We start from the raw sequence: 14,597 nt of genomic DNA on the forward strand, positions 1-14,597 counted from the left end.
ATGACCCAAGCAGATGCCAAGATCCACAAACTGAATGATACGCTTGCCAGTTTAAGCCTCGGGGAACGGCTGAAATATATCGCCGATCAGCAAGTATCCGCTGTCTTTACGACCAGCCTTGGCATCGAGGATCAGGTTATCACCGAGGCAATTGCAGTGTCCGGGCTGAATATACGGATCGCGACCCTCGAAACCGGTCGGCTGTTCGATGAGACGCTTGCCCTCATCGATGAAACAGAAGAACGCCTCAATATCAGGATCGAGCGCTACCAACCGGATGAAGCAGCGGTCGCCGGATATGTCGATGCGTATGGCCGCAACGGCTTTTATGAAAGTGTTGAAGCCCGTCAGGCCTGCTGTCATATCCGAAAGCTGGTGCCTTTGGCGAACGCTCTTAAAGGGGCTGATATCTGGATTACGGGCCTTCGGCGCGGTCAGTCGGGCAACAGGGCAAGCACACCTTATGCAGAATATGACGCCAAACGTGCTTTGACAAAGGTCAACCCCCTCGCTGACTGGGGCATTGATGACATTCATGCTTACGTGGCAAAGCACAGCGTTCCGGTGAACCCGCTGCACGACCGTGGCTACCCGTCAATCGGATGCGCACCCTGCACGCGTGCGATCAAGCCGGGTGAACCCGAACGTGCTGGCCGTTGGTGGTGGGAAACAGATGCGAAACGCGAATGTGGGCTGCATCTGGCAAAGACGTCCGGCTAGTGGAGTGAATTTGACATCCGCGAAAGTGCGTCAAACGAACAGATAGAACAGATGTGCGCTTCAGTGAAAGCGGAGCCGCCATGCGACCTTTTCGCAGCAAGGCTGCCCCTGATTGTTCGCAAAAACGGCCGCCTTTGGCATAGCCTCAGATGACAGCCCCCTCACCGACGCGTGCTGGCCCCTTCAACCAGCGCGACCTCCAGCTCAACAGCCCCTTCCTTCCGTTCACCGCTGGCCAAAGCCGCCATCAGCATTTCCGCAGCTTTAAAACCGATCTCATAAAGCGGCAGGGAAACTGACGTCAGGGGCGGATCATCGACACCACTGAAATGCAGCCCATTATAGCCGCAAATACCGAGATCTTCAGGAACCCGAAGCCCCAGCTGTGATGCGGCAAACAAGGCTCCAAGTGCCAGTTCGTCATCATGGCAAAAGACCGCATCGATCTCCGGATATCTGCTATTTATGCAACGCATCAGCGAATGACCGTCAGCAACACTGTTGCGACCTTCAGTGTCGAAGACGTATCCGGGTTGATAGAGGCCCGCATCGCTCAACGCTTCACGATAGCCTTCGAAACGGCGGCGTGAACGGATGTCCTTATTGCCGCCAAGAAGTGCGATCTTCGAATATCCTTTCGAGAGAAGATGCCGGACTGCCAGCTTTGCGGCACTCCGATGGCAAACGCCGATCCCCATATCGAGTGGCTCAAGGCTTGTATCCATCATCTGGACAACCGGGCAGTCGATTTCATCAATCAGCGGCCGGTTGACCGGGAATTCGGCAACGCTTTCCATGATGATACCAGCCGGGTTCTGCGCGACAAAGAGGTTGAGTTGTCTGGCCTCCTCGGACGCATCAAGACCGATATTGGCGAACTGGGTTCTCAGTTCGCCAGCCTGAAAGCGATCCTCAATGCCTGAGGCAACCGGAGAAAAGCCGGGAGAGCCAAGCACCGGACCGAGCACGGCGATAATGCCGCTATGACGGCTTGCCAGCGCCCGCGCAGCAAAATTGGGAACATAACCGATCTCATCGACAACACCGAGAATCGTCTCGCGCAGTTTGTCGCTGACCTTATGCGGTTCACGGAGCGCACGCGACACGGTAATCGGGCTCACTCCAGCCTTACGTGCCACATCGCTCAAAGTCGTACGCGCCCGGGCACCACCTCTTAATCGCATGGGCAATTCACACGCCCCCTCTTTCCGCACCGCCATAACATCAGCCCCACTTCCAAATCACATCCGCAATTACACATATCATTGATGATGCTGCACGAATGGAGAAATGATGGCAAAGTTACGGCAACTTTGAGATGCCTTTTAAAATCAATACAATTATAACTTCAGATGATTATCTCAACTCGCCAGCATTTTTAAATCGGTTTGCGGATTTGCTATCTCCTCTTTGGTGGGATTGATACCGGCAGCAAGCATTTTTTTGGCACAAACATAAGCGCGAGCATCGTTGATCGCATCAACAGCAAGGAGCTCTTCGCCTTTGAAATACCAGACCGAAACGCTGCCTTCGCGCATACCAGCCCGCGTGATCACTGTATCATATCCACCATTGTAGCCGGCGATCTGCAATTTTACGTCATATTGATCGGACCAGAACCACGGCGAGGGTTCGTAGGGTTTGTCGCTGCCGGTAAGAACACCGGCAACTGCATCGCCCTGGTCTGTCGCATTTGGCACGGATTCAAGCCGGATAACCTCTCCCTTGAACGGAAGCTCGACACAGTCTCCGACGGCGAAGATATCAGCGTCTTCGGTCCGCCCGAACTGATCGACAGAAATGCCATTGCCAACGCTAAGACCGGCGTCTTTCGCAAGCTGGTCGTTAGGCTGAACCCCGATGCCGACAACAACGATATCGACACCGACTGTCGAACCATCGGAGAGTTCAGCACCACAAACCTCGCCTGAACCATTGTCGATCAGGCGATTGAGACCGGTATTTTCGCGAATCTCGACGCCGTGGCTTTCGTGAATAGCACGCATAACCTTGGCTGTTTCAGCGGCAGCAACCCGTTTGAGGATACGGTCTGCCATCTCAATAACGGTCACATCCACATCAAACTTGCGGGCAACGGCAGCGGCCTCAAGTCCGACATAGCCACCGCCGACAACGAGAAGTTTTTTGCCCGGCTTCATCACTGCGGCAAGTCCGTCGGCATCCCGCTTGTCGCGCATCACAAAGACGCCTTTGAGATCGCCGCCGATATCGCGCGGCAGCCTGCGTGGCGTTGCGCCTGTGGCCAGAACCAGCTTGTCATAGCCCAGCGTTTTACCGTCCTGCATCACGACCTGCTTGTTCTTGCGGTCAATACTCTCGACGAAATGCTGGAGTTTCAGATCGATACCATTTTCAGCGAACCAGCTTTCAGGTCGAAATTGCAAGCGATCAAAAGACATCTCTCCCAGCAGATATTTCTTGGACAAAGGCGGCCGCTGATAAGGCGCGAAAGCTTCTGCACCAATCAGCGTAATCGGCCTTTCATCTTTCAGTGCTCTCAGCTTTGCCGCAACAGCAAAACCGCCCTGACCTGCTCCGACAATTACGATCCGATCCGTCAACCGTCTTTCTCCTCTATGCGCTGAATTCAACCGCTACGTTTGTGCCGCAACTGGTTCCACCTTCTGCAAAGGCAGCTTATCGAATGGCTTACGTTGAGCTTTCAATCAGGTCAATTCAAAGACAGCCGCTAAATGGGCAGCACTGCGCGCTTCAAAAACGCGCGCCCGACGAAAAAGCCCGACCAGCAGGCCGGGCTTTGAAAAGATAGCGCAACGCAGTTTCAGGCCAATCAAAGATTACCGTTACGCTGCTGGATCATCATGTAACGATCAAAGGAGAATTCAGCCAGCTGCATCCAAAGATAGGCATCCTTTTTGAACTCTTCCTGGCTGCTATAGATGCGTTTGAACCAGTCATTCTCGCTGGAAATCTGCGCAAAAATCTCCTTTGATGCTGCAAAGCAGGCATCCAGAATTTCCTGGCTGAAAGGCTTCAGCTCAGCGCCATCGGCTACAAGCTGGCGCAACGCCGGCGGATTGCGCGCATCATACTTTGCCAGCGTATCCAGATTAACAGCGTCGCAGGCATCGGTGAGGATGCGCTTGTAGCTATCCGGCAACGCATTGAAGCGCTCAAGATTGCTGAAAGCATGGATCGTCGGCGCACCTTCCCACCAGGCCGGATAGTAATAATACTTCGCGACTTTTGCGAGACCGAGGCTGAGGTCATCATAAGGGCCAACAAATTCACTGGCATCGATCGAACCGCGCTCAAGTGCGGAGTAGACATCGCCGCCGGAAATCTGCTGCGGCGTGACGCCGAGCTTGCTCATCACCTGCCCGGCAAGGCCAGCGATACGCATTTTCAGGCCCTTGAGGTCTTCAACGGTATTGATCTGCTTGCGGAACCAGCCACCCATCTGCGCACCGGTATTGCCTGCCGGGCGTCCCCAGAGGCCTTTTTCGGCGAAGAACTCGTCAAAGAGTTCGTTCCCGCCGCCCTGATAGAGCCAAGCGTTCTTGAGGCGCGCGTTCATGCCAAATGGCACATCTGTTCCAAGGCCGTAGGTCATGTCCTGACCGATATAGTAGTAGGATGGCGTATAGCACATCTCGACCGTATCGTCGCGCACAGCATCGAGAACCTGAAGCGGCGGAACGATTTCACCACCGGCATAGACCTGGATCTGGAAATTTCCATCCGTCGCTTCTGCAACACGGTCAGCAATGCTGGTTCCGGCACTGTAAAGAATATCGAGCGACTGCGGAAAGGCCGAAGCCAGACGCCAGTTGAGCTTTGGGTTTTCCTGCGCAATGGCCGGGGCGGCCAGTGCCGTCGTGCCGAAAGCACCTGCCGAAACGACTCCGGCTTTTTTAAAGAATGTGCGGCGGTCCATGGGAGTTTCCTGCTTGCTTGTCTTGAAAGGGCTGCGGCGTCGATCGTGCCATCCGCGCCCGTTAACCGTACCGAGCGGTACTACTCGGTTTCAGGTCCGCTTTCAAGTCTTCAATCGTATTTTTTAGCAATACTTGATACTTGCGTATCTAAAGCCGACAGTGCTGCCAGGGCGAAGACTGATTTATTGCAGCGCAAGACTTGAACAAAAGCCTTTCAGCTCCAGTGCAAAACCGCTTGAAAGCTTTTCATAAGGAACTGTTCGCAGCCCTCCCAGGGTCTTCTTTATGAACGGTGCACACGCCCGGTGAAGTCGCATGACAAGCCTTGCGGAAAATATCTTCTTGATCATGACTGACCGGTCAGTCATAAATTCTGAGCCAATCAGGAGATACAGGCTTGAGCAACGAGATATCACACCGTAAACGCCCTAAAGGCTCGGAAGAAAAACGCAGCGCCATTCTGGATGCGGCGGTGACGGTCTTTTCCCGCAAGGGTTTCGCCAATGCACGCATTGAAGACATCGCCAGACAGGCAGGAATCGGCAAGGGGACGGTTTATCTCTACTTTCCGGACAAGGAGAGCCTGTTCAAATCGCTGGTTGCCTCGGCGGTCGAACCAATCCTTGAGCATGCAGACCGGTTCCTTTCTGAGGAGGATACGTCACCCCGCGAAACCATGACAACGGTCTATGACATGATTGATACACATATCCTTCAGTCAGAAAAGCGTCATATCATCCGGTTGATGATCACCGAAATGAGCTACTTTCCCGATATCGCCGCCTACTATCATACCAATATCGTAAGTCGTGGTCTGGACCTTTTAAGAAAGCTCCTGATCCGCGCCGATGCGCGTGGCGAGCTGCGTTCTCAGCACGCGCTGAAAGTGCCGCAGATGGTTTTCGCCCCCGTCGTCATGTCTGTCATATGGAACGCCCTGTTTGCGCGTTTTGAAAGTATCGATACCCACGCAGCCTTTCAGTTTTATCTCGATTCCCTGTTTCAATCGGCCGATGGAGCCTGAGCATGAAACGCATTCTGGCAATCCTTGTCCTGATCGCCGTGGTTTCGGCCATAGGCTGGTATTATCTTCGCCCGCAGCCGGAAAGCAGCTGGCTCGGCTGGATTGAGGCTGACATGGTTTATGTCGGCAGCTCGTCCACAGCCCGGCTCACCGGACGTTTCGCGGATGAAGGCGATGCGGTCAGCGCAGGCAAAGTTCTGCTGACATTTGAAAGCGATGCCGAGGCTGCAGCCGTTCAGGCCGCGCATGCCAATCTGGCAAAATCCGAAGCCGCGCTGGATCTGGCACGCGCGCCGCAGGACAGACCGGAACAGTTAAAGGCACTGAACGCCTCCAGAGAAGAAGCAGAAGCAGCACTGGCCTACGCCGACAAGAGTCTTTCGCGCGCGAAAGAATTATACCGGCAACAATCCGGCACGAAAGCCAATCTGGACAATGCCATAAGCAGCTATGCCCAGGCCAAGGCCGCGCTCGACAAGATCAATGCACAAATCGCCCTTGGAAGACGACCGCAGCGCGACCAGCAGATCACCCAGGCTGAGCAGGCCGTCGCGGCAGCAAGCGCCGATCTCGCTTCCGCCGAAGCCGTGCTCGCTTTAAAAACTGTCGCGGCTCCACAATCCGGGCTTGTTCAGGAAACCTACTACCGCGTAGGCGAAGTGGTGCCCGCCGGACGCCCTGTTATCGCGCTGTTGCCGCCGGAAAATGTCAGGGTTGAGTTTTTCATCCCGGAGCAGGAACGCGCCAGCCTGCATGTTGGCGACACCATCGACTTCAATTGCGATGGCTGTTCTGCGCAAACCGCTCAGATATCATTTATCGCGCAGGAGGCAGAATACACGCCACCGGAAATATTCTCGCGTGAAGAGCGATCCAAGATGGTCTACCGCGCACGGGCTGTCCCGCAATCCCCAGAAGGCCTCGCCGTTGGACTGCCGGTTAATGTCAGTGCCGGGAGTGCCAGATGAATGTCACGGAAAACGTCATCGCTGTTCAGGATCTGACCAAAAGCTTTGGAGGAAAGACCGTTGTCGACCACCTGTCTATGACTGTGAAAAAGGGTACGATCCATGGCTTTCTGGGACCGAACGGCTCCGGCAAAACGACAACCATTCGCATGCTCTGCGGGCTTTTGACACCAGACAGTGGGGCCGGCACCTGCCTTGGCTATGACATCACCACCGATGGTGAACGGCTTCGTCGGCACGTCGGCTATATGACCCAGCGTTTCTCGCTTTATCAGGACCTGACCATCCGTGAAAACCTCGATTTCGTCGCCCGCATTCACGGATTGAAAAATTCGGGACGCAAGGTTTCTGAAGCCATCGAAAAACTGGGTCTTGGCGGACGGGAAAAGCAGCTTGCGGGCAATCTTTCCGGCGGCTGGAAACAGCGCCTCGCACTCGGTGCATGCACCCTGCCAGGCCCGGACCTTCTTTTGCTCGATGAACCGACCGCAGGCGTTGACCCGAAAGCCCGCCGGGAGTTCTGGGCGCAGATCCATGGCCTTGCCGCCGATGGCCTCTCCGTGCTGGTTTCAACCCACTATATGGACGAAGCCGAGCGCTGCCATGAGATCGCCTATATGGCCTATGGCAAACTGATGGTTTCAGGCACAGTGGATGAAGTCGTCGCAGCGTCCGGGCTCAAGAGCTACCTCATCACCGGCCGCAATGTGCATGCGCTTCAAGGCGCGCTGGAGAAAGCCGGTGGTGTCGATCTGGTCGCCCCCTTTGGCGCATCCCTTCACGTTTGCGGCCATGATGAAAAGGCGCTCGAAAAGGCCATTGCTGCCTATCAGGAGCGAGACGACATACGCTGCGAGCCAAGTGCAGCAACACTGGAAGATGCCTTCATTTATCTCATGAACACATCGAAGGATAATTTCGATGACAGCTGAGCGGATTGAAAGATATGCCGCGCTGAACCGTTTCTGGGCGATGACCGTGAAGGAATTCATCCAGATGACACGCGATCGGCTGACCATGGGGATGATGGTAATGCTGCCGATCATGCAACTTCTGCTGTTCGGCTTTGCGATCAACACAACGCCGCATCACCTGCCAACGGCGGTGATGATGGGAGAAAGCACGGATGCCTCCCGCGCCATTCTGGCTGCGATGCAAAACACAGATTTCTTCGACATCGAAAAAATCGTGACCAGTGACGAAGAAATGGACCGCGTGCTGGAAGCCGGTGAAGCGCTTTTTGTCATCGAGGTTCCTGTGAATTTTGAGCGCGACCTGAGACGCGGCGCCTCACCTCAGATTCTTGTCGCAGCAGACGCGACCGATCCCGTTGCATCATCATCCGCACTGGGTGCGCTTTCCGGGATTGTCTCGACCTCCGTTGCCAGTCTGAAAAATGTCAGTATCGACCAGCCGCAGGATCCTCCGTTTCAGATCGTTCAGCATCGCCGTTATAATCCGGCCGGAGAATCGACACTCAACATCATTCCCGGTCTTCTGGGAACGATCCTGACGATGACACTGGTGGTTTTCACGTCACTGGCAGTCACCAGAGAAATTGAGCGCGGCACAATGGAAAATCTTCTGGCCATGCCGATCACGCCAATTGAAATCATGATGGGCAAGATCATGCCCTATGTGCTCGTCGGACTGTTTCAGGCGATATTGATCATCACCGCCGGACTGCTGATTTTTCAGGTGCCGATCCTCGGTGATCCATGGTCTTTGCTGGTCCTCACACTGCTGTTCGTGGTTACCAACCTGTCGATTGGCTATACCTTTTCGACGATTGCGAAAAACCAGCTCCAGGCGGTGCAGATGTCGGTGATGTTCTTTCTGCCAAGTATTCTCCTGTCTGGTTTCATGTTCCCCTTTGCCGGGATGCCGCAATGGGCACAATATATCGGCGAGTGCCTGCCGCTCACACACTACCTCAGAATTGTCAGGTCAATCATGCTGAAAGGTGCGGATATTACGGCGCTCGGCTATGACAGCCTGATGCTTGCTGCAATCGCCATTGTTGCGATTACGGTCGCGATCAGCCGTTTTCAGAAAACACTGGATTAACCACGTTTTCGGCAATCTGGCGTTGCTGCCAATGAGACGAAATCGCGCTTGCTTTATGCCTGACCATTGCCCAAACTTCACGCATAGCGCTTCATGAAGGGGAATGGCCTCAAGGCCGGCAAGGACGCATATGTCGATTAAAGCATCAATTTATCACCTGACCCATTACAAATACGACAAGCCCATCATTCTCGGCCCGCAGATCATCCGGCTAAAGCCCGCCGCCCATTCAAAAACCAAGGTCATCAGCCATTCTTTGAAGGTCACGCCTTCCGATCATTTCGTTAATCTGCAGCAAGACCCTTACGGCAATTATCAGGCCCGTTTTGTCTTTCCCGAGCCGGTGACGGAGTTCAAGATCGAGGTCGATCTTGTTGCCGACATGTCGGTTTACAATCCATTCGATTTCTTCGTCGAGGAACAGGCCACAAAGTATCCGTTCGCCTATGACGACGACATTGAGGAAGACCTGTCGATCTACCGCACGCCGGAGCCGATGGGACCAGGGCTGAAAGCCTATATGGACAAACTCGATCTCAAACCCGGTCAGGGTACGGTCGATATGATTGTCGGTATCAATGCCAGACTTCAGCACGACGTCAACTACATCATCCGCATGGAGCCGGGTGTGCAGACGCCCGAAGAGACCCTTGAACGCGCGTCCGGATCGTGCCGCGACAGCGCATGGCTTCTCGTCCAGATTCTGCGCAATATGGGACTTGCTGCCCGTTTTGTCTCCGGCTACCTCATTCAGCTGGAACCGGACCTGAAAGCGCTCGACGGCCCTTCCGGAACAGATCATGATTTCACCGACCTTCACGCATGGGCTGAAGTTTTTCTGCCCGGCGCAGGGTGGATCGGGCTGGATGCCACATCAGGCCTTCTGACCGGCGAAAGCCATATTCCGCTGGCCGCAACACCGCATTACCGCAATGCTGCTCCGATTTCCGGTGGCTATTTCGGCGAAGCAGAGACCACATTCGACTTCGACATGTCGATTTCGCGCGTGGCCGAGCACCCGCGCATCACCAAACCGTTTTCAGATGAAAGCTGGAATGTACTCAATGCCCTTGGCGTTAAGGTTGACCGCATCATCGAAGAAACCGACATGCGCCTGACGATGGGCGGTGAGCCGACTTTCGTCTCGATCGATGATTTTGAAGCCGATGAGTGGAACACCGGCGCGGTCGGGCCGACCAAACGCGGGCTCGCCGACGCACTGATCCGGCGCTTGCGCGACCGGTTCGCACCAGGTGGCTTTCTGCATTACGGTCAGGGCAAATGGTATCCCGGTGAAAGTCTGCCGCGCTGGACGTTTTCACTTTACTGGCGCAAGGATGGCGTGCCGATCTGGAACAATCAGATCCTGATTGCCCGAGAAACCAAAGATACATCCGTGGATGAAAATGATGCCGGCCGCCTGATGGAGGCCATCGCGACCGAACTGGATATTGAGCCGGATCACGTCGCGCCAGCCTTTGAAGATCCGGCAGAATGGCTGATCCGCGAAGGCAACCTTCCGGAAAATGTCGATCCGTCGAACCCGAAGCTGAAGAACGCAGAAGATCGCGCCCGCTTCGCGCGCGTGTTCGAGCGCGGGCTGACACGGCCCGCAGGCTATATTCTGCCCGTTCAGGCATGGCAGGGCCGTGCCTCCGGCGTGCGCTGGGTCTCGGAAAAGTGGAAGACGCGGCGCGGCCGGATTTTCCTGATACCGGGGGACAGCCCGGTGGGCTTCCGTCTGCCACTGGATTCCCTCGCATGGATCCCGGAATCGCAATATCCCTTCATCAATCCGCAGGATCCATCGGTCAAACGCAATCCGCTGCCGGATTACAGGCTGGATGAAGGCCGTCCGCTGCCTAAGACACAGTTCACGCCATTCGATGAAAACCCGCAACGACCTCAGCGTGTGCCCGGACCATCCATTGGCGGTGCGGTGCGCACGGCGATTTCAGTTGAACCGCGTGACGGACGACTTTGCGTGTTCATGCCGCCGCTGGAAACGCTGGAAGAATATCTCGATCTCGTCGCCTCAACCGAACGCGCAGCGGAAAAACTAGGTCTTCCCGTGCATATCGAAGGCTATGCTCCCCCGGATGACGAGCGATTAAATGTAATCCGTGTCGCCCCGGACCCCGGCGTTATTGAGGTCAATGTCCACCCGGCGTCGAACTGGGACGAATGTGTCGAGACGACGACTGCCCTTTATGAGGAAGCCCGCCAGACGCGGCTGGGCGCAGACAAATTTCTGATCGATGGCCGCCATACCGGCACTGGCGGCGGCAATCACGTAGTCGTTGGCGGCGCCAATCCCGGCAACAGTCCGTTTCTCAGACGTCCCGACCTTCTGAAAAGCGTTGTGCTGCACTGGCAGCGCCATCCATCGCTTTCCTATCTGTTCTCCGGCCTGTTCATCGGCCCGACAAGTCAGGCTCCGCGCATTGACGAAGCCCGCCATGACGGGCTTTACGAGCTGGAAACGGCGATTGCGCAGATCCCACATCCGCAATCGGGCATTGCCCCGCCACTCCCCTGGGTCACCGACCGGCTGTTCCGCAATCTCCTGATTGATGTGACGGGCAATACTCATCGCGCTGAAATCTGCATAGACAAACTGTTTTCGCCGGATGGGCCGACCGGACGTTTGGGTCTGGTGGAGTTTCGCGGCTTTGAAATGCCGCCGAATGCCCGTATGAGCCTTGCACAGCAATTGCTCGTGCGCGCGCTTCTGGCCCGGTTCTGGAAAAATCCGGTTGATGGCAAGTTCGTGCGCTGGGGAACAGCGCTGGCAGACCGGTTCATGCTGCCGCATTACGTCTGGCAGGATTTTATGGATGTGCTGCAGGACCTTAAGGTGAATGGCCTCGATTTCCGTCCGGAGTGGTTTGAGGCACAGCTTCAATTCCGTTTCCCGTTCTTCGGCGAGGTTGAATATGAAGGCAACCGGCTGGAACTTCGTCAGGCGCTGGAGCCGTGGCATGTGATGGGCGAGCATGGTGCAATCGGCGGGACCGTGCGCTATGTCGACTCCTCCGTTGAGCGTCTGCAGGTGCGTTTGGAAAGCAATGCGCCGGAGCGCTACATCGTCACCTGCAATGGCCGCAAAGTGCCGCTGAAGCCGACAGAAAAATCCGGCGTTTCGGTGGCCGGTGTCCGCTTCAAGGCCTGGCAGCCTGCCTCCGGTTTGCATCCGCTTCTGCCCGTCAACTCGCCTTTGACGTTTGACATTTACGACACATGGTCGGCAAGATCGGTCGGCGGCTGCATCTATCATGTTGCACATCCGGGCGGCCGGAATTATGAGACCTTCCCGGTCAACAGCAATGAGGCCGAGGCAAGACGTCTGGCGCGGTTTGAGCCTTCAGGCCACACCGCCGGACATTATGCCGTATATCAGGATGCGCCGAATGCGGAGTTTCCGCTGACGCTCGACCTGAGGCGGCCGGCAGGGCTTTAAATGGTGCGAAACAGGGCGGATCTCTCCGCCGATCTGGATATAGCTGACGAGGCGGCGGAGGCAGAACCCGCGATCGCCTGGAACGCAAGGGATTACAAACCCCTGCCCGGTGTCCCCGATGAGATGATGGACGCCGCAGGGGATGTGCGCCCGGTGTGGAAGCCTTTTCTGAATACCCTTTCCGGCATGACATCCGACGATCTGGCCGAGCGCTTTGCCCGTGCTGACCGCTACCTGCGCGATGCCGGCGTGTTTTACCGGGCTTATGACGGGCAGGACGAAACCCGGTCATGGCCGTTTTCGCACATTCCGGTCATCATCGATGACAAGGAATGGCAGTCACTGGCGGAAGGCCTTCGCCAGCGCGCTGATCTTCTCGAAGCGATGATGGCTGACTTTTACGGTGAAAACCAGCTTGTCTCGGAAGGCTTTGTGCCGCCGTCTCTTGTCGCGGGCAACAGCGAATTTCTGCGTCCGCTTGTTGGTGTTGATCCGCCGGGCGGTCATTTCCTGCATTTCATCTCATTTGAGATCGGACGTGGCCCCAACGGCAAATGGTGGGTGCTGGCCGACCGGGCCCAGGCACCATCCGGCGCAGGCTTTGCGCTTGAAAACCGGGTGGCGGCGGCGCGCTCCTTCTCCGGTATTTACAGTGACATGCATGTGCGCCGTGTTGCCTCGTTCTTCGGCGCTTTTCGTGATGCACTCCAGTCCGACCTTTTAGGCGGCGATGGCCGGATCGGCGTTCTGACGCCCGGCCCCGCCAACGAAACCTACTATGAACATGCCTATATTGCGCGTTACCTTGGCATCTCACTGCTTGAGGGCGAAGACCTTGTTGTCGTAAATGACAAACTGATGGTGCGCACTGTGGCTGGCCCTATGCCGGTCAGCGTCCTCTGGCGCAGATTGGATGCCAGTTTTACCGATCCGCTGGAGCTCAATCAAAGTTCCAGACTGGGAACACCAGGCATGGTGCAGGCCATCCGGGCTGGCAATCTGACGATGGTCAATGCATTGGGGTCCGGCATCCTTGAAACGCGCGCACTGCTGGCGTTTCTGCCATCTCTCAGCCGCCGTCTTCTGAATGAAGACCTGAAGATTCCGTCGATCGCGACATGGTGGTGCGGACAGGAACAAGAGCGCAGTCACGTCGCAGACCATCTGGACCGAATGGTAATCGGCCCGGCCTATTCGCGCATGCCATTCTTCGATGACGCCGGACAATCCTTTACCGGAGAAAAACTGAGAGCCCGCAGGCCCGGTGCAGTTGAACGCTGGCTTAAGCAGTACGGTTCAGGCCTCGTCGGGCAGGAGGCGGTGACATTGTCGACCGCTCCGGCTTTCGTTGATGGCAGGCTGAAACCGCATCCGTTCTCGCTGCGGGTTTTTGCCGCCCGCACGCGTGATGGCTGGCGGATCATGCCCGGCGGCTTTGCCCGGATCGGTGCGAGTGACGACGTCACAGCCATGGCGATGCAGCAGGGCGGCCGCGCCGCCGATGTCTGGGTGGTCAGTGACACGCCCGTGGCGCGCCCGACACTGCTGACCCAGGAAAGCCGCGTGCCGCGCCACAAACCCGCGAACCTGCCAAGCCGAGCTGCCGACAACCTGTTCTGGCTTGGCCGCTACATTGAACGGGCTGAAGGAAATCTGCGGATATTGCGGGCATGGCACGGCCGTTTTGCCGAGGTCGATGACCGCGAACAACCGCTTCTGGCGCAGGTCGAAGCCTATCTTGGTAAGACCGGCATAGACCTTGATGATGGCGCGCTTCCGCCAAGCCTGCTGCGCGATATCGACAGTGCCGTCTTTTCAGCCGGCAACATCCGCGACCGCTTCTCACCGGATGGCTGGCTGGCACTGACTGACCTTTCCAAATCTGCCCGCCGCTTCGTCGATGTGGTTCAGCCCGGAGATGATGCAGCCCACGCGGCAACAGTGCTGTTGCGCAAACTGGCCGGTTTTGCCGGGCTTGTGCATGAGAACATGTATCGTTCAACCGGCTGGCGGTTTCTGTCCATCGGCCGTTATCTCGAGCGCGGCCTTCATATGACGAGACTTCTGGGCGAACTTTCCGGCGAGGATGCCCCGGACGGTGCCTTCGATATCCTGCTGGAAATCGGCGACAACGTGATGACGCATCGGCGACATTACAACGTCAACACAGATCGTCTCACGATCACGGACCTTCTGGCGCTGGATCCGCAAAACCCGCGCTCCGTATTGTTTCAACTGAATGCCATCCTGGCGGAAGTCGAACGACTGCCTGACCGCAATTCTCACGTTCAGATGTCGCCGCTCAATCGTGAAACCATGCGCCTTCAGGCCGGATTGGCCGTTATGACAGCCGACACCGTTTCAGCCGATGACTATGCCCGCCTCGTCAACGATCTAGAAGCGCTGTCAGACTGTCTGGCACAGAACTATCTTTGAGG

At 56.3% G+C, this 14,597-nt stretch carries 10 protein-coding genes; 7 read left to right on the forward strand and 3 right to left on the reverse strand.

The annotated features are described in order from the left end of the window. A complete protein-coding gene (locus tag EDC90_RS11460) occupies positions 1-720 on the forward strand; it encodes a phosphoadenylyl-sulfate reductase (RefSeq protein WP_132311750.1) in 720 nt (239 codons plus the stop codon). 161 nt (positions 721-881) lie between these two features. On the opposite strand, the gene EDC90_RS11465 is transcribed toward EDC90_RS11460, so the two are convergent. The 3 genes from EDC90_RS11465 to EDC90_RS11475 form a co-directional block, all read right to left on the reverse strand. Beyond that, positions 882-1,904, reverse strand: a complete 1,023-nt coding sequence (locus EDC90_RS11465; protein ID WP_165972811.1) for a LacI family DNA-binding transcriptional regulator — start codon at positions 1,902-1,904, stop codon at positions 882-884. Positions 1,905-2,081: 177 nt separating this feature from the next. Continuing rightward, positions 2,082-3,302: an NAD(P)/FAD-dependent oxidoreductase gene (locus EDC90_RS11470; RefSeq protein WP_132311656.1), complete on the reverse strand. Its 1,221-nt coding sequence runs from the start codon at positions 3,300-3,302 to the stop codon at positions 2,082-2,084. Positions 3,303-3,532: 230 nt separating this feature from the next. After that, positions 3,533-4,639: a TRAP transporter substrate-binding protein gene (locus EDC90_RS11475; protein ID WP_132311658.1), complete on the reverse strand. Its 1,107-nt coding sequence runs from the start codon at positions 4,637-4,639 to the stop codon at positions 3,533-3,535. A gap of 398 nt (positions 4,640-5,037) precedes the next feature. Here EDC90_RS11475 and EDC90_RS11480 point away from each other — a divergent pair, with 398 nt between their 5' ends. The 6 genes from EDC90_RS11480 to EDC90_RS11505 all read left to right on the forward strand — a co-directional run bounded on the left by EDC90_RS11480 (position 5,038) and on the right by EDC90_RS11505 (position 14,595). After that, entirely contained in the window at positions 5,038-5,664 is a 627-nt protein-coding gene (locus EDC90_RS11480; protein WP_132311660.1) for a TetR/AcrR family transcriptional regulator, read from the forward strand. A 2-nt stretch (positions 5,665-5,666) separates the two neighbouring features. Further along, entirely contained in the window at positions 5,667-6,632 is a 966-nt protein-coding gene (locus EDC90_RS11485; protein WP_132311662.1) for an HlyD family secretion protein, read from the forward strand. Next, complete coding sequence (locus EDC90_RS11490) at positions 6,629-7,564, forward strand: ABC transporter ATP-binding protein (RefSeq protein ID WP_132311664.1); 936 nt, start codon at positions 6,629-6,631, stop codon at positions 7,562-7,564. The genes EDC90_RS11485 and EDC90_RS11490 overlap by 4 nt, the downstream gene beginning before the upstream one ends. Next, positions 7,554-8,699, forward strand: coding sequence for an ABC transporter permease (locus EDC90_RS11495; protein WP_132311666.1), 1,146 nt, complete (start codon positions 7,554-7,556; stop codon positions 8,697-8,699). The genes EDC90_RS11490 and EDC90_RS11495 overlap by 11 nt, the downstream gene beginning before the upstream one ends. A 130-nt stretch (positions 8,700-8,829) precedes the next feature. Then, positions 8,830-12,159: a DUF2126 domain-containing protein gene (locus tag EDC90_RS11500; RefSeq protein WP_132311668.1), complete on the forward strand. Its 3,330-nt coding sequence runs from the start codon at positions 8,830-8,832 to the stop codon at positions 12,157-12,159. Next, positions 12,160-14,595: a circularly permuted type 2 ATP-grasp protein gene (locus tag EDC90_RS11505; RefSeq protein ID WP_132311670.1), complete on the forward strand. Its 2,436-nt coding sequence runs from the start codon at positions 12,160-12,162 to the stop codon at positions 14,593-14,595. Positions 14,596-14,597 lie beyond the last annotated feature (2 nt).

The sequence above is a fragment of the Martelella mediterranea genome (genome assembly GCF_004342225.1).
In the GTDB taxonomy this organism is placed as follows: domain Bacteria; phylum Pseudomonadota; class Alphaproteobacteria; order Rhizobiales; family Rhizobiaceae; genus Martelella; species Martelella mediterranea_B.